The following is a 20,039-nucleotide window of genomic DNA, read 5'->3' as shown; positions in this document are numbered from 1 at the left end:
TCGCGGGTCATTCCTCCGCCATGCGTCGGCGACGGCGTATCCGGCGCACGGAGGGGCCCAGCAAGCGCGCCGCCCAGCGCGTGCCCGGGTGCGAGTCGAAGGCGATCTTGAGCGTCATGGTGATCGGCACCGACAGCAGCATGCCCACCGGCCCGAATACCCAGCCCCACACCACCAGCGACAGGAAGGCCGCCAGCGTCGACAGCCCCAGAGTGCGCCCCATCACGCGCGGCTCGATCAAGTTGCCGAGAATGAAGTTGATCGCCAGGTAACAGCCGCCCAGCATCAGCGCCTTGACTGCGCCACCCTCCGGCATCACCAGCGTCAGCAACACCGCAGGCACTGCAGCCAGTGCCGAGCCGATGTTGGGGATGTAGTTGAGGCAGAAGGCCAGCGTGGCCCACAGGAAGGCGAACTCCACGTCGAGCACCAGACAGCTGATCGCGACCAGCCCCCCGGTCACGAGGCTGATCAAGGTCTTGACCGCAAGATAGCGGCGCAGCGTCAGCGAGAACAGCGTGAAACGGCGCAGACTGACATGCGGGCTGCGCAGCGTGCTGACCAGCTTGTCGCGCAGTGACAGCGCCTCATAGAGCAGGAAGGTGGCCGTCAGCACGATGATGACGCTCGAGGACAGAATCCCCCCCAGTCCGGTCAGCAGGTTCGGCACCCACTGGGTCAGCGAGGCCGGATCGACCAGCTCGCTGAAGCGGGCCGGTGCGATGGATACGCCACTGTCCGCCAGCCACTCCAGCATGCTCTGGTACTGTTCGCGCAGGCTCTCCTCAAGCTTGGGCATCTCATCGCTGAACAGGGTGAAGCGCGAGACCAGCAGTGCCGTCAGTGACGAGAACAGCACACAGACCGTCAGGATGACGATGGGCACCCCGAAGCGTTGCCCGATGCCGTGACGGGCCAGCCAGCGCACCGGCGCATCGCAGACCGCAGCGACGAACACCGCCAGCAGCAGCGGAACCACCAGGTCCGCCGCCAGCTTGAGGCCGCCGATGATGATGACCACTGCGGCCATGCCGACCAGCAAGGGGTGAATCTCCAGCGCGCGGCGCACGTTGGGGACGTGACGAGAACGTCCGGAGCGTTCGAGTGCCTCCTGCTGACGCTCGTCGCGTGGCACCTGCATGCGTGTCACGGCTTCCTCGATGGAAGTGCCCTCACTGACACCGCGGGGTTCGCCAACGCTATCGTCAGGCGCTTGCGCTTCAGCCATCTGCGCCTCGGGCAGTACTTCCTCGTGTCGCGATCTTTCGTCGGGCGTGTCGTTCGCGTGCATCCTGCGCCACCTATCCTGTCAGTACTTGCCATCAGTACTTGCCATCAGTACTTGCCACAAGTAAATGCGCGTCGCTGCTCTGCGGGTTAACCGAGACAGTCTTCGATGCGCCTATCTTGGGCGCATGCCTGCCACAAGCCAAGACTGAAATGAGATTGATTGCTCGTGCCGGGGGGAAACTCCCACCTCCCTCAAGACGCACAAAAAATGGGGAGACCGAAGTCTCCCCAAGGGTACCGAGTCAGAGCGCACTGACTGGAGGCATAAGACACGACTGTTACCGATACATCGAACTGCTGAGTCTTGAAACTACTGTCGGACTTGAAACTACTGTCAGGCTTGAAGCCGTCATCAGATCTCGAAGCCGCTGCCGAAGCCTTCCACCGTCGGCGCCGTCAGCGTCTCGCCACCGGCGCGAATCATTGCGGCATGGCCTTGCGTACGTGGCAGGATGCGCTGGAAGTAGAAGCGCGCGGTATCCAGCTTGGCCTGATAGAAGGCAGTATCCCCTTCGCCGGCCGTCAGCGCCGCCTTGGCCGTCTCGCCGGCACGCGCCCACAGGTAGCCCAGCGTGACGTAACCGGCGTACATCAGGTAATCGACACTGGCGGCGCCGACCGCTTCGCGGTCCTGCATCGCGCCCATGCCCACCGCCATGGTCAGCTCGCCCCATTCGCGGTTGAGCTCGGCGAGCGGATTGGCAAACTCGCTTCCTTCGCTGGCCTGGCAGAACTTGTGGATCTCCTTGGTGAAGACCTTGAGCGATTCGCCCTGGCTCATCAGGATCTTGCGGCCCAACAGGTCCAGCGCCTGGATACCGGTGGTGCCTTCATAAAGCAGAGTGATGCGCGCATCGCGCACGAACTGCTCCATACCCCATTCCTGAATGAAGCCGTGGCCGCCATAGACCTGCACGCCGTGATTGGTCGCCTCGAAGCCGGTCTCGGTCAGGAAGGCCTTGACGATGGGCGTCAGCAGGCCGAGCAAGGTATCGGCACGCGCCTTGTCTTCGCTGTCCGGGGCATTCTCGACGATGTCATTGAACTGGGCGGCATACATCACCAGCATGCGCCCGCCCTCGGCGATGGCCTTCTGGGTCAGCAGCATGCGGCGCACGTCCGGATGCACGATGATCGGGTCGGCCGCCTTCTCCGGCGCCTTGGCACCGGACAGGGCACGCATCTGCAGACGGTCACGCGCATAGCCCAGCGCATTCTGGAAGCTGGCCTCCGCCAGCGCGACGCCCTGGATCCCCACGCCGAGACGCGCGGCATTCATCATGGTGAACATGCAGGCCAACCCCTTGTGCGGCGGGCCGACCAGGAAGCCTTTGGCGGAGTCGAAGTTCATCACGCAGGTCGCGTTGCCGTGAATGCCCATCTTGTGCTCGATGGAGCCACAGCTGACGCCATTGCGCTCACCAGCCTCGCCATTGGCGTCGGGCAGGAACTTGGGCACCACGAACAGCGAGATGCCACGCGAGCCTTCCGGAGCATCCGGCAGCTTGGCCAGCACCAGGTGCACGATATTCTCGGACAAATCGTGCTCACCGGCCGAGATGAAGATCTTGGTGCCGCTGATGCGGTGGCCCTTGCTGTCATCGCTGTCATCCAGCGGCACGGCACGGGTCTTGATCAGGCCCAGGTCCGTGCCGCAATGCGGCTCGGTCAGGCACATGGTACCGGTCCAGCTGCCTTCGACCAGCTTGGTCAGATAGATCTGCTTGAGCACCTCGCTGCCGTGATGCTCGAGTGCATTCATCGCGCCATGCGAGAGGCCCGGATACATGCCCCACGACAGGTTGGCGGAGGCGACCATTTCCGAGAGCACCATCGCCAGTGACGGCGGCAGCCCCTGACCGCCATGCTCCGGTGAGGCAGCCAGACTCGGCCAGCCGCCCTCGACATACTGCTGATAGGCAGCCTTGAAGCCGCTCGGCGCCTTGACCTCGCCGCCCTCGAAGGTACAACCCTCGCGGTCGCCCGACTGGTTCAGCGGCGTCAGCACCTCATGCGCGAAGCGTGCACCCTCCTCCAGGATGGCGGTCACGATATCGTCGCTGGCCTCATCGCCACCCGGCAGGCTGGCATAGTGCGCGGGATAGTCGAGCAGCTCATTCATCACGAAGCGGATGTCGCGCAACGGCGCCTGATAGTCCGGCATGCTTTACTCCTTGAGCCGTCGCGACGCGGCGGCACTGACCTGAACAACGACAGGTGGCGGCAGGACACTTGTCAGGCGGCGCAACACTCGCTCGAGCAATGAAGAAGCGAGTCGCTGGCGGCGAACAGGTCTGGCGCAACACTATCAAACATGCGTTTGAAACTAACCCCTCCTTCGCCACACCGTCAAGCGGTCGTTTGATTTCTGGCCTGCGACATTGGTGGCAAGCCCTGTCTCGTCAGTGGCAAGCCCTGCGTACTTACCACCCCGCGCCGCAAGTCAGAAACAAGAAAAGACATGAAAAACAGATACAAAAAAGCCCGACCGCAGCCGCGATCGAGCAATATCTCCCCCAGAGATAACCTGTCCTGCAAGATTCCTTGTGTCCCGTGCTCTCTCCCCAGAGCCGATCCAGAGAGCCCGATCCAAATGTTAAAGGCCTCGTCCGCCAGCCTCAGGCCATGCGGATGCTGCCATCGAGGCGGATCACCTCCCCGTTGAGCATGCTGTTGGTGATGATGTGCTCGGCCAGACGCGCGAACTCATCGGGCTTGCCCAGTCGCTTGGGAAACGGCACCGCCTCGCACAGCGCTTCGCGGGCAGGCTCCGGAATGCCGGCCATCATCGGTGTCTCGAACACGCCGGGCGCGATCGCCATCACGCGAATGCCATGGCGTGCCAGCTCGCGCGCCATCGGCAGCGTCATGCCGGCGACCCCGGCCTTGGAGGCGCTATAGGCGCACTGCCCCACCTGGCCGTCGAAGGCCGCGACCGAGGCGGTATTGAGAATGATGCCCCGCTCGCCGTCCTCGCCCTCGGCGGCATTGCGCGCCATGCGTGCCGCCGTCAGGCGCGCCACGTTGAAGGTACCGCTCAGATTGATCGACAGCGTCTTCTCGAAGCCCTCCAGCGGAGCAGGCTCGCCGTCACGATCCACCAGCTTGGCGACGCTCACCACCCCCGCACAATGGATCACCCCATGGATGGCACCGAAGGTCTGCTCCGCGACATCCAGCGCGGCCTCGACATTGGCACTGTCGGTAATATCGCAATGACAGAAGCGTGCTGCCTCCCCCAGCGCATCGGCCTGTTCTCGGGCGGTCTCCGAGAGATCGGCCAGCACCACCTGGCCGCCGGCCGCGACGATACGTGATGCCGTGGCGGCCCCGAGGCCGGATGCTGCGCCGGTGATCAGAAAGCAGTGGTCGGCGATCTTCATGAAACGAGTCTCCCGAAAGGTGATGGCAGGAAAGGTGATGAGAGGCGGGCGATGACAGAAAAGTCCCGTATATGGCTCGGCGTTCAGCTTTCGCGCGCCTGTGCCCGCAACAGGAAACGCTGGATCTTGCCCGACGGCGTCTTGGGCAGGCTGTCGACGAAGTCGATCTCGCGAGGGTAGCTGTGCGCCGAGAGACGCTGACGCACGCTGGCGCGAATTTCCTCCGCCAGTTCGTCACTGCCGACATGGCCATCGCGCAACACCACATAGGCCTTGATGATCTCGCCGCGCAGCGCATCCGGCTTGCCGACCGCCGCCGATTCCGCCACCGCCGGATGCACCAGCACAGCGTTCTCGACATCCGCCGGACCGACGCGATAGCCCGCGGTGGTGATGATGTCGTCATCACGCCCGGCAAAGGTGAAGCGGCCATCGGGCTCTGCCACCACCACGTCTCCTGTCAGGTAATAGCCCTCGACGCAGGGTTGCTTCTCCTGCCAGGTGTAGCCGGCGAAGAAGTGCGCGGGAGAGCGGGCGATATCCACCGCCAGCACACCCGGCTCGCCCGGCGGCAGTTCACGATACTCGGCGTCGAGCACGGCCAGTCGATAGCCGGGCAGCGGGAAGCCGACACTGCCGACCACGACCTCATGGGCCAGCGCGTGATGGTTGCAGCAGGTCATGCCGGTCTCGGTCTGGCCGTAATGATCCATCACTGCACAGCCCAGCTCCCGCGCGACCCAGCCCACCACCTCGGTGTTGAGGGGCTCGCCAGCGGAGCTTGCGACCCGCAGGTTCAAGCGCTCGAAGGCCCCTTCACCGAGCCCGGAGGCCTTGAGCATGCGATAGGCCGTGGGCGCAGCCGCGAAATTGTCGATGCGGTGACGCTCCAGGAAGGCCAGCCCGCCTTCTGCACTGAACGGTGCTTGCATGAAGTAGGTGGTGGCCCCCAGCAACAGCGGGCCGGTGATGGCGTAGTAGAGCCCGTAGGCCCAGCCGGGGTCGGCCATGTTCCAGAAGCGCTCGCCGGGGCGCAGATCCACCGCCAGGCGTTGATAGAGCCAGAAGGCAGACAACGCATTCAGCGCCACCGCCACGCCCTTGGGCTTGCCGACCGTGCCGGAGGTGAACATCTGCAGGAAGGGCGCCTCCGCCGGAAGCCACACTGGCGGCTCGGTCAGTGGCTCGCTCTGCAACAATGTCTGCCAGTCGAGATCGCCCGCCTCCAGCGCATCTCCCTCACCACGCACGCAGATGATCACGGGATGGCGGGCAAGCTCAGTGAACTTGCTGCGCTGGCTCGTCTCGGTGATCACGATCTGCGTCTCGGCGCGCGACAGGCGATAGTCGAGCGCATCGGTGCCGAAGGCGGTGAACAGCGGCTGATAGACGGCGCCCAGCCGCCAGGTCGCGACCAGCGCGATCATCAGCTCCGGCGTACGCGACAACATGCAGGCGACCCGCTGCCCCGCCATCACACCCTGTGCCTTCAAGGCAGCCGCCATCCGCGCGCTCTGCTCGTCGAGCTGTGCGTAACTCAGCTCACGCACCCGGCCCTGTTCATCTTCATGGACCAGCGCGATACGTTCGCCCTGCCCGGCGCGCAGATGACGCCCGACACACGCCTCATAGGCATTGCCGAACTCGCCCTCGACATCGGCGTCAGGCGGCGTGGTGAACAGTTCATCGCGCAATGCCTGAATATCGAAGGCGACCAGATAATCGCTCAGCGTCTGACTGGCGGCAGGTTGCATGGCGTATAAGTTCGTAGATACAGCAGAGGCGGCGCGTGACGTGCGGTTTGTTGTTGTATCGCTTGGCGTCATGGCGTGACTGGCTCCTGAGTGGTGCTCCGGGGCAATGTGAGATGACTGGGCGCCAGCCATCTACAGTTAACGTAAACGTCAAGTTAGCGACAAGCCTGTCGGGCGGCAAGCATTGTGACGCTCGACTGGCCAAAAGTTGCAGACGCCGTGTAACGGACGCTGTGTAGCAGACGGCGTATAACGGACGGCGTGTAACGCACGTCGTGTATTGGAGGGCGTATAACGGACCTTCGCTCAGGACAGACGACACAGGCTGTCGACCAGCGCTTCGGCCAGCTCATCGGGCGAGCGCTCTCCATCGGGGCGATACCAGCGTACCGTCCAGTTGAGCGCGCCAAGCATGAACTGGCGCAGCAGCGCGGCGTCGCCCTTGAGCAGCCCTGCAGCGACGGCAGAGGCGATGGCATCACGCCACAGGTCCTCGTAGTCATCGCGCAGCTGGACGAGATGCTCGCGTGCCGGACCTTCCAGCCGTCGCCACTCATAGAGCGCGACCACATGGGCATTGCGGTCGGTGAGCAGCGTGTCCAGATGCGCGCGCGCCAGGGCCAGCAGTCGCTCACGCGCCTGCTGCTGTGACGCTGCCGAGGCGGTCACTTCGCTTGCCTGGTACGGCTCGCAGCGCGCCAGATGATCACGGGCGATGGCCAGCGCACTGAACATGCCCTCCTCGATCACGGCGCACAGGATTTCCTGCTTGTCGGCGAAGTGATGGAAGAGACTGCCGGACTTGATGCCCATTTCCTGGGCCAGCATGCGGACGGTGGTGCGATCGAAACCCTCCTCGACGAACAGGCGGGCAGCGATGCGGACCAGCTCCTTGCGACGGGGTGAGGCGGTGGCTACATTCATCGTATAACTAGCGCTTGCTTGGTTTATGGGATTGAATGGATCAAAGCATAGCCACGCAGTGATCACAACGCCGACTGCACGACTCGATCTTCCAATAACAAGACACAGGAGACCGTCATGACGACCGCTTCCCGCACTACGCCAAGCCCTGCCGCCAGCAGCGATGACATCGTGATTCTCGCCGGAGCCCGCACGCCGATGGGTGGCCTCAAGGGCTCACTCTCGACGCTGAGCGCGCCACAGCTTGCCGCCGTGGCCATCAAGGCGGCCATCGAACGTGCGGGCCTCACGCCTGCCGATGTCGACGAGGGCATCTTCGGCTGCGTGCTGCCCGCTGGCGTCAAGCAGGGACCGGCGCGTCAGGCCATGCGCCAGGCCGGCGTGCCGGACAGCATCGGTGCCACCACCATCAACAAGCTGTGTGGTTCCGGCATGAAGGCCACCATGCTGGCGCATGACCTGATACGCGCAGGCACCAACCGCATCATGCTGGCCGGCGGGATGGAGTCGATGTCCAACGCCCCGCACCTGCTCACCCAGGCACGTGGCGGCTATCGCCTCGGCCATGGCGAGCTGAAGGACCACATGTTCTTCGATGGGCTGGAAGATGCCGAGACCGGCAAGCTGATGGGCGTGTTCGCCCAGGAAGTGGCCGATGCCCGAGGCTACGATCGCCAGCGCATGGACGACTTCGCCATCGAATCGCTCAGGCGTGCCATGAAGGCCACCGAGTCGGGCGACATCGCGCCGGAAATCGCCGCCGTCACGGTCAAGAGCCGCAAGGGCGAGAGCGTGGTCGAGCAGGACGAGCAGCCCTTCCAGGCCAATCTCGACAAGATCCCCGCCCTGCGTCCGGCCTTCGCCAAGGACGGCACCATCACCGCCGCCAATGCCAGCTCCATCTCCGACGGCGCCTCGGCGCTGGTGCTGACGCGCCGTGATGAAGCCGAACGACGCGGGCTGGCCGTCAAGGCGCGTATCCTCGGTCACAGCACCCACTCCCAGCACCCCAGCGAATTCACGCTGGCGCCCATCGGCGCCATCGACTCGCTGATGAAGCGCCTGGAGTGGACCACCGACGACGTCGACCTGTTCGAGATCAACGAGGCCTTCGCGGTGGTCACCCTGCTGGCGATGGATGCCCACGATATCCCGCATGAGAAGGTCAATGTCTTCGGAGGGGCCTGCGCCCAGGGGCATCCGGTCGGCTCCACCGGCTCGCGCATCATCGTCACTCTGATCAACGCGCTGGAGCGCCGTGGCAAGAAACGTGGCATCGCGGCGCTGTGTATCGGCGGCGGCGAAGCCACCGCGATCGCCGTCGAGCTGGAAGACTGACATCCCACTCGACACTGACTCGACCTGATGCTGCAACGACACTGGCCCGGATCATTGATCCGGGCCAGTGTCGTCGTGGGGTCTGCAAGGCACTCACGAAGCAGTCAGGTGTTCAACCATAGCGACCGGTGATGTAGTCCTCGGCCTTCTTGGTATTCGGATTGGAGAACATCGTCTTGGTGTCGTTGTACTCCACCAGCTCGCCCATGTGGAAGAAGGCGGTGTAATCCGCGACACGTGCCGCCTGCTGCATGTTGTGCGTCACGGTGACGATGGAGAACTGGGTCTTCAACTTGTCCATCAGGTCTTCGATGGTCGCGGTGGAGATCGGGTCGAGCGCCGAGGTCGGCTCATCCATCAGGATGACGTCCGGCTTGACCGCGATGGCACGCGCGATGCACAGACGCTGCTGCTGACCACCAGACAGCGAGGTGCCCGGCTGATCGAGAATGTCCTTCACTTCTTCCCACAGACCCGCGTCACGCAGCGCGCTCTCGACCAGATCATCCTTGTCGGCGCGGCGGCTGACCAGGTCGTGCATGGTCGGCGCGTAGGCAATGTTGTCGTAGATGGACTTGGGGAACGGGTTGGGCTTCTGGAACACCATGCCGACACGACGACGCAGGGCCACTTCATCCATGTCGCGCGCGTTGACGTCACGGCCATCCATCTCGACCAGGCCTTCGATGCGCACGCTGCGGATCAAGTCGTTCATGCGGTTCAGGCAGCGCAGGAAGGTCGATTTTCCGCACCCGGACGGCCCGATCAGAGCGGTGACATTCTTCTGGAAGATGTCGATGTTGATGTTCTTCAGGGCCTGCTTCTCGCCGTACCACAGGTTGAGGTCTTCCACGCGAATGGCCAGATCATGGTTGGCATCTTCATTGATGACGACCGGGCTTCCGGCACGCGTGGCGACGGCAGGCTTGGCGGGAGTGGCGACGGTGCTGTTCATGTCTCGTATTCCTTGATGGGTCGTGGGTCCGGGCCTGAGATGCAGGCGACCGACCATTCGGCGGGCCGCCTCGCAGCGGCCTACCAGCGACGCTCGAATTTCTTGCGCAGCATCACGGCTGCGGCATTGAGGAAGATCAGCACTGACAGCAGCACCAGAATGCCCGCCGCAGTACGTTCAACATAGGCCTGCTCCGGCTCGCCCGCCCAGGTGAATATCTGGGCCGGCAGCACGGTGGCGGCCTGGGTGATGGCCGTCGGCGCATCCGGAATGAAGGCCACCATGCCGACGATGATCAGCGGCGCGGTCTCGCCCATTGCCTGTGCCAGGCCGATGATCGAACCGGTCAGGATTCCCGGTAGTGACAGCGGCAGAACGTGGTCACGCACTACCTGCCAGCGGGAGCAGCCGACGCCGAAGGCGGCCTGACGAATGGTGTCGGGCACGCTGCGCAGAGCCGAGCGCGTGGTGATGATGATCACCGGCAAGGTCATCAGACCCAGCGTCAGACCGCCGACCAGCGGTGAGGAGCGCGGCATGCCGAAGAAGTTGATGAAGATCGCCAGACCCAGCAGACCGAACAGGATCGACGGCACCGCCGCCAGGTTGTTGATGTTGACCTCGATCGCCTGGGTGAAGCGATTGTCCGGTGCGAACTCCTCCAGGTAGACCGCCGTCAGCACCCCGACCGGGAAGGCGAAGGCCAGCGTGACCAGCAGCGTCAGGATCGTCCCCATCGCCGCCGACCAGATACCGGCGTATTCCGGCAGCTTCGAGTCACCGGTGGTGAAGAAGTTGATGTTGAACTTGAGCTCGGCCGTGCCGTTCTCGACCATGCGATCCAGCACGGCGGTCTGCCTGGGCTTCAGGTGTGACTTGTGGCCCTTGAGATACTGATCGACCTGGTCATCGGCGATCACCCAGCGGTCGATCGTCTGACCCATCAGGCTGGCGTCCGCGGCCATGTCGCGCGGCAGCTGCCGCAGCCAGCCACGGCTGACCAGATCACGCACGTCTTCCTCCACCGCTGCCAGCGGTATTTCCTGCGACTGCTCGCTGTAGGTGACCGGCACGTGCAGTTCTGCCTGCTGGAAGGCCGGATAGCCGCGCATGACCATGTCGCCGATGAAGACCACCAAGAAGGTGGCGGCCAGGGCAAGTGCGCCCATGGACATGAATTTCAGGCGCTTGGTGCGGCGATGACGGCCCTTCAGCTGGGCCGAGATATCGTCGAATGAATGGCTCATGTCTAGTCTCGGCCTCAGAGATTGTTGGCGCTGTACTTCTCACGGAAGCGGCGGATCAGGACCACCGAGACCATGTTCAGCAGCAGAGTGACAACGAACAGCACCAGACCCAGCGCGAAGGCCGACAGTGTCTCGGCACTCGCGAATTCCTGGTCGCCGGTCAACGCGGCAACGATGCGCACCGTGACGGTGGTCATGTCTTCCAGCGGGTTGGCGGTCAGGTTCGGACGCATGCCCGCCGCCATCACCACGATCATCGTCTCGCCGAGGGCGCGTGACATGGCCAGCAGAGACGCGGAGATGATGCCCGGCAACGCGGCCGGCAGGATGACGTTGCGGATGGTCTCGCCGTGGGTCATGCCCAGCGCCAGAGAACCCTGACGCATGGTGTCCGGGACAGAAGTGATGACGTCATCAGACAGAGAGGAGATGAACGGAATGATCATGATGCCCATGACCAGACCCGGTGCCAGCGCGTTGTTGTAGGACGCCTCGATACCCAGCGGCGAGAAGATGTCGACGATCAGCGGCGCGACGGTGATGGCAGCGAAGAAGCCATACACCACGGTCGGGATTCCGGCGAGCACTTCCAGTACCGGCTTGGCGACGGTACGCACTTTCTCGGGGGCGAACTCTGCCATGTAGACCGCGGCGAGCAGACCAATGGGAATGGCCACCAGCATCGCGATCAGGGTGATCATGAAGGTACCGGCGAACAGCGGTACGGCGCCGAAGTTGGCGGTGCTCTCGACACCTTCGCCACGGCCGGCGGCCATCTGGAAGCTGTTGCCCGGATCCCAGGTGGTCCCGGTGATGAAGGTCCAGAAGCTTTCCATCTGGAAGAAGCGGATGGCCTCGAAGATGATGGAGACCAGAATGCCGAACGTCGTGACGATGGAAATCATCGCCGCGCCGATCAACACATAGCGAATGAGGGTCTCGATGGCATTGCGCGCATGGAAATCAGGCTTCACCAGGGCGAGGCCGATGACCAGGCCGACGGCTGCGACGACCAGACTGGCGATCAGCAGCTGCATGCCTTCGATATCGATATCAGCGGTGGCAATCGCAACGACGGCTGCCAGACCGACCAGCAGAGCAGGCCCTGCGCTGGAAATTGCCGTGAACCAGCCGTACTGATCCGGCTGGGCGTACATTTCAGCCCCGCTGGCACGCACGCGCTGTGCCTTGCTGCGGCCGCTGAAGAAGGCCACCAGGCCAACCAGCGCCACGATGCCTATGAAGAAGAGAAAGATCTGCTGAGTCTGCATCTTTCGGGTCCCGGAGTCGCGTTGTTCACAGGGGGAAGGCTTCAGGCCTTGCGAAACCCTGCGACCAGTCAAGCAAACGGGCCGGCTGCCAAGGGCAACCGGCCGCGTCAGAGGGTCAGCTGCGTTGCTTACTTCTGGAGGTCGGCCAGAGTCAGCTTGGTGCGCTCAGCGACCTGCTCACGAAGCGTGGCGCGCTCTTCCTTCGGCAGCGGGATCAGACCGATGCCCTTGAGGTAGCCCAGCTCGCCGATCATCTTCTCGCTCATGAACAAGTCGTTGTAGGCCTGCTGAGCCGGCACGTCATCCTTGTGCTGGTTCTTCACGTAGTAGAACAGGGAGCGGGAAACCGGGTACTCGCCAGAAGAGATGGCATCGGCTTCCGGCTGCACGCCATCGATGGAAGCACCGACGACCTTGTCAGCATTCTCTTCGAGGAAGGAGTAGCCGAAGATACCGAAGGCTTCGGTGTTCTCGACCAGCTTCTGGATGATCAGGTTGTCATTCTCGCCGGCAGCGATGTAGTGACCGTCCTGACGGATGTTGGTGTAACCCTCACCGCCGTAGCCTTCCATCTCTTCGGTGGAGACTTCCATCACCAGCTCTTCGAAGGCGTCACGGGTACCGGAAGTGGAAGGCGGCCCGTAGATGGTGATCTTGCGGTCCGGCAGGGAGGAGTCGATCTCGGACCACTTGGTGTAGGGGTTGTCGACCAGCTTGCCGTCAACCGGCACCTGAGCGGCGACCGCCAGGGTGATCTGCTCACGGGTCAGGTCGATGCTTCCATCGCGGACAGACTGGGCAAAGGCGATACCGTCGAAGCCGATCATCGCTTCGGTGATATCGGTCACGCCGTTCTCTTCACAGCGCTCGAATTCAGACGTCTTCATGCGACGAGAGGCGTTGGTGATGTCCGGAGTGCTGTCACCGACACCTTCACAGAACAGCTTCATGCCGCCGCCGGAACCGGTGGATTCGATGACCGGAGTCGGGAAATCGCTGGTGGCACCCAGCTCTTCAGCGACGTAGCTGGAGAACGGATAGACCGTGGAAGACCCCACGATACGCAGCTGTTCACGGGCTTCTGCTGCACCCACTGATGCAGCGATGACAGCCACTGCGAGACCGGACTTGAGGAACGCCTTCATGCCTGAAACTCCTTGCGATAGGAATGAGCCAGTGAGGTGGCTTCTTGTCTACAGGGAGTACCTTGCCAAGCATTCATGACAACTGTGTGACAGTCGCCGACTCAAGCCATTCTCAGTCGGGCGGCGTCGCATGGCGCGCCAGAGCGCGGCGCCCTGCCAGCACCCGCAGCAGAATATTGCTGATCAGCGCCGTGCCCAGCATGCCGAGAATCATCGGCCACAGGCTATCCATCGCCAGGCCTGCGATCAGCATGCCGATCACGGCGCCACTGGCAAACTGCATGCTGCCGATCAGCGCATTGGCCGTGGCGCTGATGCGCGGGAAATACTCCAGCGCCGAGGAGATCGCGTTGGGCGCCACCATGCCGTTGGCCCCGACGAACACCATCAGCAACGGCGCGATGACGTAGAGCAGGTCCAGCCCCAGTGCCAGCGCCGATACCAGCAGGATGGCGGCAGACAGCTGGATACCGATGCCGATGCGCAGCAGACGCGGCGGCGACAGGCGTGACAGCAGACGCACATTGAGCCGGTTGGCGGTGAACATGAACAGGATGTTGGCGCCGAACAGCACCGGGTACCAGGCCGCCGTCACTCCAAAATGCTGCATATAGACGTAAGGCGACGCGGTGATGAAGGCGAACATGCCACCGAAGCCCATCGCCTGCGTCAGCGCATACCCCATCGCCGGCCCGTGACGCAGCACGCTGGCATAGTCACGCACAACCTGCATGAGACTGGCCGGGGGTTCGTCCGCCTCGCGCTTGCGCCGGGTCTCGGGCAAGCGCAGTGGCAGCACCACCAGCAGGAAGGCGGCATACATGGCCAGGAAGGCGAAGATCAGCCACCAGCCCTCCATGCCCAGCAGCAGACTGCCGATGGCAGGCGCGATCAAGGGCGCCAGCATCATGATCACCGCGACGGTGGACAGCACCTTGGCCGCCTCTCGGCCACTGAAGCAATCGCGCACGATCGCCGAGGAATTGACCACCGAGGCGCCGCCGCCCAGCGCCTGCAGGAAGCGCAGCGCATAGAGTCCCTCGAGGCTCTCGACCCGGGTGATGGCCAGACTCGCCAGCAGGAAGACGAAGATACCTGACAGCAGGACCGGCTTGCGCCCGATACGGTCTGACAGCGGGCCGAAGATCAACTGCCCCAGCGAGAAGCCGAGCAGGAAGATCGACAGCGACAGCTCCGTATGGTGCACCGTGGTCGCCAGGTCTTCCGCCATGGCCGGCAGTGCCGGCAGGTAGGCATCGATGGCCAATGGAGCCAGGGCCGTATTGGCCGCGACCAGCAAGGCCAGCTGACGGGTTTGACGCTTGTCCACATCCCCTCCTGCAATCGTTCGTCGATGGTATAGCCACGTGCCGAAAACGCCACGCCCTTGCCGTCAGATGACGACAGTGGGCGCGCCGCCGCACAATTGATACAGTTGACCTACACAGGTGACGAATGTCACATCAAGCTGATGAAATCCCCGCGGATCATCCACTTGGGGCGATCGGCCCGAGGTGTCTTCACAGCCGGCAGGCGTGGGTGCACACTCGGTGGCAGCGCTCGCTCCGGCGGCCCCTGCCCTTCACCTCTTGCCTTATTCATGAGGGCCACTCACCCCTTCGGGTGGCTCACGCTCAGTACAGGAAACTCTTGCATGGCACAGGACAAGCTCTCCCAACTCAAGGAAATGACCACCGTCGTCGCCGACACCGGTGACCTCGAGGCCATTCGTCGCTTCGCGCCCACTGATGCTACCACCAACCCGTCACTGATCCTGCAGGCCGCTCAGGACCCGTCACGTCGCGAGCGCCTGACCGAAGTCGCGCGCAAGGCCACCGACATCGATGATGCCGTCGACGCCGTGGCCGTGGACATCGGCACCGAGATCGCCGGCCTGGTGCCGGGCTATGTCTCCACCGAGGTCAGTGCCCGTCTGTCCTTCGATGCCGATGAGACCATCCGTCGCGCGCATCGCATCATCGAGCGCTACGCCGCCAATGGCGTCGGTCAGGAACGCATCCTGATCAAGACCGCCTCCACCTGGGAAGGCATCCGCGCCGCCGAGAAGCTCGAGCGCGAAGGTATCCGCACCAACCTGACGCTGCTGTTCAGCTTCGCCCAGGCCCAGGCGTGTGCCGATGCCGGCGTGACGCTGATCTCGCCCTTCGTCGGCCGTATCCTCGACTGGCACAAGGCCAATCAGCCGGACGCCGACTTCAGCGGCGACAACGACCCGGGTGTGAAGTCCGTCAAGGCCATCTACGAGCACTACAAGGGACACGGCTACAAGACCATCGTGATGGGCGCCAGCTTCCGCAACACCGGCGAGATCGAAGCGCTGGCCGGCTGTGATCGCCTGACCATCTCGCCAGCACTGCTGGGTGAGCTGGCCGAGAGCACCGGCACGCTGGAACGTCGCCTGCTGGCCGGCGATGCCGAGCAGAACGTGCCGGAAGTGCTGACCGAGTCCAACTTCCGCTGGGACATGAACGAAGATGCCATGGCCACCGAGAAGATGGGCGAAGGTATCCGCAAGTTCATGGCCGATCAGCGCAAGCTCGAGACCCTGCTGGCCGAACTGCGCAGCCACTGAGCCTAGCGCCGATAGTGAACTCTTGTTAAGCAAGAGCTCATTGAATGGCCAAGGCAACAAAAAGCGCCTGCCGTGTTTCACGGCAGGCGCTTTTGCATCGTGCATTCCGAATCGTGCTGTCAGGCTCAACGTCCCGGCACGCGCCTTCAGTGCAGCTGGCGATGCTCCTCGCTTTCCAGCAGTTCGATCAGCGGCTGGAATTCCAGGCGATTGTGGCCGTTCAGGCACATCAACAGCCGGTGAGCCTCGAGAATGCGCCCGCGCAGCTCCTGTTCCTGCTGGGGCGAGGCATCGGCGTCATCCTGAGACTCGTTCAGCGCTGGCGCGTTGCAGCAGGAAGCCCCGTCCAGATCGGCCTGGTCCGCCTCCGGCAGGCTGCCGGCGTCCACGACACTGGCCACCTCGTCGAACCCCATCACCTTGAGCATGGTCAGCACGTCGGGATGGGAAGCCACCACCTGCGCCGGCATCACCAGCCGGTCGCGGACCGCCAGCGCCAGCTTGGCCAGAAAGCCCAGTGCGGTGGAATCGACATTGGTCGCTTCGCGCAGATCGATGATCACGCTTTCCAGTCCCTCAACCGCAGCCACGCGCTGTACCTGCTGATCCAGCGTGGCACACAGCGTCAGGCGTACATCACCGGATAGCTTGAGCACGAACAGGCCATCTTCGAACACGGCCTGGATACGTCCTTCATCCATCATGGAATCCTGTCAGCGTCATCAAGGTAAGGTCATCCGGCAGCTCGCCATCCAGCGCCAGACCACGACGCAATCCTTGCACATCCTCACTGCTCAGAATCCGTTGATGCAGTGCTCGAGTCCTGTCCTCCAGCGCGTCGCCCGGCAGGCATTCCAGTACACCATCACTGGCCAGCCACAGACGGAAGCGCTCAGGGAGCGCCACACGATACGCTGGATAGCGGGTGTCTGGGAAGAGCCCTACCGGCCGACCGCTGCCTTCCAGCTCACACAGTTCGCCCTCGGGCGTGACCAGTACCGGCATCGGCAACTGGGCGCCCAGGGTGTAATGCAGCGTGCGCGTGTCACGGTCCATCACACCACACATCACCGTGGCATGCTTGCCGATACCACTGTCGATCAGTTCACGGTTGAGCAATGCCAGCCACTCGGGGCCGAAGGTTTCCGGCGTATGTTCCTCCCAATGCCGGGTCGCCCGCGCGAACAACAGCTTGAGCAGCACGGTCACGAAGGCCGATGAGGCGCCATGACCGGAGACATCCGCAAAGTAGAACAGGCTGAAGCGTTCGTCGATCGCCTGATACTCGAGGAAGTCACCCGAGAGATACAGTGACGGCGACAGGCAGTACTCATAACTGACGCCATTGATGTGCTGCCCGCTCTGGGGCAGCAGGCGCTGCTGGATCTGGCCCCCGGCCTGCTGGTCCTGACGCAGCAGCGCCAGATGCGTCTCCAGGTGCTCGTTGAGCTCCTCGAGGCGCGCGCGTGCCTTGGCGTGCTCATGGGCCAGCTGGTGATGCTCCGCCGCCCGCTTGAGCAGACTGCGCAATACCGAGCCATGCTCGCGCGGCGAGATGAGGTAATCGACCAGCCCGGCCTCCACCGCCGGCAACAGGCACTCATCGCCACGGCTCTCGGCCACCACTACCGTCGGCAGGCGCTCGGCCAGACGCGCCCACTCATGACTGGAAACGGCCTCGACATGCGCGACCACCACCGCCACCCCGCTGGGCAGTGCCGCGATGCCATCACAGGCCGCCACCGCACAGCGTTCATCCGTCAACAGGTTCGCCAGCGCATCACGCCGCGAGCCGGGAAGATCAATCAGACCGATCAACAGACGCTTGCCTTGCTCATCCGCCATGCCAACCCCTCATTCCCGTCCTTACTGCCATCCACTCGCAGTCTTGATGCTGCTTGCCCTCACGGCCGGTGCCAGCTGCCGCTCAACGACACCGGCCGCCTGCTGCGGATGACGCGTTACTGGCTGTCGTCTTCCGGTGCGAAGGCACCATCGAGATCGGCATCATCGAAGCTGTCGCTGGCGAAGGGATCATCGCCCAGCTTGCCATCGTTGATCTCGAAGTTGCGACGCTGCAGGTAGGCATCACGAATGAAGCTGTAGCGATCGCCCTGGATCAACTTCTCCTGCTCGAGCAGACCGGCACGGGTGTCGACCAGATCCAGCGCCTTCAGGCCGTAACGCACCTTGTCATCTTCGACGTAGTTGACGGGGTCAGCGAAGTAATCCACCGGCATGCCCGCGGTATCACGCACGGTACTCGGACCAAACAACGGCAGAACGAGATATGGCCCCTGCCCTGCTCCCCAGACGGCGAGGGTCTGACCGAAGTCTTCCTCGTCCACTGTCCAGCCCAGTTCGCTGGCCGGGTCAAACAGACCGCCGATGCCGACGGTGGAGTTGAGCAGCAGGCGGCCGGTGGAGACACCGGCATTGGCCCACTTCCACTGCAGCACCGAGTTGAACATGGTACGGACCTCTCCGAGATTGGAGAAGAAGTTGCCCACGCCATCCTGCACCAGCTCCGGCGTCACATAGTCATAGCCCTGTGCCACCGGCTTGAGGGCATAGCGGTCCAGGGTGTCATTGAAGGTATAGACGTTACGGTTGAAGCCCTCCCAGGGGTCCTGAGGATTCGGCTCGCTGTCTCCGGTGCTGGCGCAACCCGCCAGCAGGGACATGGCCAGCAGTGCCGGCAGGGAAGTCTTGATCGTGTGCATCTCGTCACCTGTAAGTCTATTGGATTCCTGCAGCGGTCCTTGCCACATCCCTGGCTGTCAGGTCCGGCCTTCTTTATACGTTCCGCGCCCGCCAAGAGCCAGCACAGGCCACGTGGATTCGCGCAATGTCCTGCTTCAACCGCAGCGTTTCAGCAGCACGCTGCCGGCACTGTAGCCTGCCCCGAAAGAACACAATACCCCAAGGCTCCCCGGCGCCAGATCCGCATGATGGAGGTGGAAAGCGATCACCGAGCCCGCGGAGCTGGTATTGGCGTAGCGATCGAGAATGATCGGCGCTTCCTCGCTCGACGGGTCACGCCCCAGCACACGCCGCGCGATCATGTCGTTCATGTGGCGGTTGGCCTGGTGCAGCCACATGCGATCAAGATCCCCGCCGTCCGCCTCGATCTCGCCCAGATGGGTGGTGATCAGCTCGGCCACCATCGGGCAGACCTCGCGGAAGACACGCCGACCTTCCTGGATGAACAACTTGTCATCGGCCTGTTCACGAAGGCTTGCGCTGTCGAGTGTCATCGCGGATGCCACATCGTCCTCAAGCACCGCCGTGCGATTGAGGAAGCCGAAATTGTTGCGTATCGCGTTGGAGAAGCGCGTCACCAGACGCGTGCCGAGCACCTCGAAACCATCGGTGCGCGTGGCGACATCCGCAGCCTCCAGCACCACGGCCGTGCAAGCATCCCCGAAGATGAAGTGGCTGTCACGATCGCGGAAATTCAGGTGCGCGCTGCAGATCTCCGGATTGACCATCAGCACACGCCTGGCACTGCCGCTGCGAATCGCGTTGGCGGCGGTCTCGATGCCGAAGGTGGCGGAGCTGCACGCCACGTTCATGTCGAAGGCATAGCCACCGGCCTCAAGCGCGGCCTGCAGCTCCACCGCTACCGCCGGATAGGGGCGCTCGAGGTTGGAACAGGCCACGATGACCAGATCCAGGTCCGCGGCGCTGACGCCCGCCGCTGCCAGTGCTTCACGCGCGGCCGCCACGCCCATCTCGCACTGCACCGAGGGCTGGTCATTGGCGCGCGCCGGCAGGCGTGGACGCATGCGCTCCGGGTCGAGAATGCCCTCGGCATCCAGCACGTAGCGGCTGTGGATACCCGAGGCCTTGACGATGAATTCGGCACTGGACTCGGTACGCGCCTCACGCTCACCACGCGCGATGGCGTCGGCATTGGCGGCATTGTCCGCCGCCACCCAGGCATTGAAGGACGCCACCAGTGCCTCGTTGCTGATGGCGTTGGGCGGCGTGTAGAGCCCGCTGCCGGTGATCAGTACCCGATGATTGCCGCTGGCGCTCATGGACTGACCGGCGTTGGCGTGTTGCGTATCGGCAGCGTGAACATTGTCATTGTTTGGCATGCATCCACTCCTGACAGTGCTATCCCGCGGGATATC

16 protein-coding genes are annotated in these 20,039 nt (G+C 63.4%); 2 read left to right on the top strand and 14 right to left on the bottom strand.

Annotation, left to right across the window (positions count from 1 at the left end; genetic code table 11):
* Positions 1–7: 7 nt before the first annotated feature.
* The 5 genes from AC5WNI_RS02910 to AC5WNI_RS02890 form a co-directional block, all read right to left on the bottom strand.
* Positions 8–1,228, bottom strand: a complete 1,221-nt coding sequence (locus AC5WNI_RS02910) for an AI-2E family transporter (protein ID WP_254627192.1) — start codon at positions 1,226–1,228, stop codon at positions 8–10.
* 414 nt (positions 1,229–1,642) lie between these two features.
* Entirely contained in the window at positions 1,643–3,454 is a 1,812-nt protein-coding gene (locus AC5WNI_RS02905) for an acyl-CoA dehydrogenase C-terminal domain-containing protein (protein ID WP_495928648.1), read from the bottom strand.
* A 454-nt stretch (positions 3,455–3,908) separates the two neighbouring features.
* Positions 3,909–4,673: an SDR family NAD(P)-dependent oxidoreductase gene (locus tag AC5WNI_RS02900; protein ID WP_285461751.1), complete on the bottom strand. Its 765-nt coding sequence runs from the start codon at positions 4,671–4,673 to the stop codon at positions 3,909–3,911.
* Positions 4,674–4,756: 83 nt separating this feature from the next.
* Complete coding sequence (locus AC5WNI_RS02895; protein WP_487885705.1) at positions 4,757–6,427, bottom strand: AMP-binding protein; 1,671 nt, start codon at positions 6,425–6,427, stop codon at positions 4,757–4,759.
* Positions 6,428–6,733: 306 nt separating this feature from the next.
* Positions 6,734–7,351 (bottom strand): TetR/AcrR family transcriptional regulator, encoded by a 618-nt coding sequence (locus tag AC5WNI_RS02890; protein WP_285461749.1) that lies wholly within the window; start codon positions 7,349–7,351, stop codon positions 6,734–6,736.
* 117 nt (positions 7,352–7,468) lie between these two features.
* On the opposite strand from AC5WNI_RS02890, the gene AC5WNI_RS02885 reads away from it, so the two are divergent.
* Entirely contained in the window at positions 7,469–8,689 is a 1,221-nt protein-coding gene (locus AC5WNI_RS02885) for an acetyl-CoA C-acyltransferase (RefSeq protein WP_487885704.1), read from the top strand.
* A gap of 112 nt (positions 8,690–8,801) precedes the next feature.
* Here the strand turns inward: AC5WNI_RS02885 and pstB are convergent, their stop codons facing one another.
* The 5 genes from pstB to AC5WNI_RS02860 form a co-directional block, all read right to left on the bottom strand.
* Positions 8,802–9,644: a phosphate ABC transporter ATP-binding protein PstB gene (gene pstB / locus AC5WNI_RS02880; RefSeq protein ID WP_285461747.1), complete on the bottom strand. Its 843-nt coding sequence runs from the start codon at positions 9,642–9,644 to the stop codon at positions 8,802–8,804.
* Positions 9,645–9,724: 80 nt separating this feature from the next.
* Positions 9,725–10,891 carry a phosphate ABC transporter permease PstA gene (gene pstA, locus AC5WNI_RS02875; RefSeq protein ID WP_175090486.1) on the bottom strand — a complete coding sequence of 389 codons (1,167 nt, stop codon included), beginning with the start codon at positions 10,889–10,891 and terminating at the stop codon, positions 9,725–9,727.
* A gap of 14 nt (positions 10,892–10,905) precedes the next feature.
* A complete protein-coding gene (pstC, locus tag AC5WNI_RS02870) occupies positions 10,906–12,162 on the bottom strand; it encodes a phosphate ABC transporter permease subunit PstC (protein ID WP_175090485.1) in 1,257 nt (418 codons plus the stop codon).
* Positions 12,163–12,290: 128 nt separating this feature from the next.
* Positions 12,291–13,307 carry a substrate-binding domain-containing protein gene (locus AC5WNI_RS02865; protein WP_175090484.1) on the bottom strand — a complete coding sequence of 339 codons (1,017 nt, stop codon included), beginning with the start codon at positions 13,305–13,307 and terminating at the stop codon, positions 12,291–12,293.
* Between the two features lie 112 nt (positions 13,308–13,419).
* Positions 13,420–14,637 (bottom strand): Bcr/CflA family multidrug efflux MFS transporter, encoded by a 1,218-nt coding sequence (locus tag AC5WNI_RS02860; RefSeq protein ID WP_487885703.1) that lies wholly within the window; start codon positions 14,635–14,637, stop codon positions 13,420–13,422.
* 324 nt (positions 14,638–14,961) lie between these two features.
* On the opposite strand from AC5WNI_RS02860, the gene tal reads away from it, so the two are divergent.
* Positions 14,962–15,900 carry a transaldolase gene (gene tal / locus AC5WNI_RS02855; RefSeq protein WP_175090482.1) on the top strand — a complete coding sequence of 313 codons (939 nt, stop codon included), beginning with the start codon at positions 14,962–14,964 and terminating at the stop codon, positions 15,898–15,900.
* A 146-nt stretch (positions 15,901–16,046) separates the two neighbouring features.
* On the opposite strand, the gene AC5WNI_RS02850 is transcribed toward tal, so the two are convergent.
* The 4 genes from AC5WNI_RS02850 to AC5WNI_RS02835 form a co-directional block, all read right to left on the bottom strand.
* A complete protein-coding gene (locus AC5WNI_RS02850) occupies positions 16,047–16,604 on the bottom strand; it encodes an STAS domain-containing protein (RefSeq protein WP_495928643.1) in 558 nt (185 codons plus the stop codon).
* On the bottom strand, positions 16,594–17,745 hold the full coding sequence (locus AC5WNI_RS02845; protein ID WP_175090480.1) for a PP2C family protein-serine/threonine phosphatase: 1,152 nt from the start codon (positions 17,743–17,745) through the stop codon (positions 16,594–16,596). The genes AC5WNI_RS02850 and AC5WNI_RS02845 overlap by 11 nt, the downstream gene beginning before the upstream one ends.
* A gap of 116 nt (positions 17,746–17,861) precedes the next feature.
* Positions 17,862–18,623: an MlaA family lipoprotein gene (locus AC5WNI_RS02840; protein ID WP_107335497.1), complete on the bottom strand. Its 762-nt coding sequence runs from the start codon at positions 18,621–18,623 to the stop codon at positions 17,862–17,864.
* Positions 18,624–18,758: 135 nt separating this feature from the next.
* Positions 18,759–19,943, bottom strand: coding sequence for a beta-ketoacyl-ACP synthase III (locus AC5WNI_RS02835; protein WP_487885709.1), 1,185 nt, complete (start codon positions 19,941–19,943; stop codon positions 18,759–18,761).
* Positions 19,944–20,039 lie beyond the last annotated feature (96 nt).

This window comes from Cobetia sp. PDI-12MA, from assembly GCF_059507695.1.
This window is presented reverse-complemented; position numbering and strand designations above follow the sequence as displayed.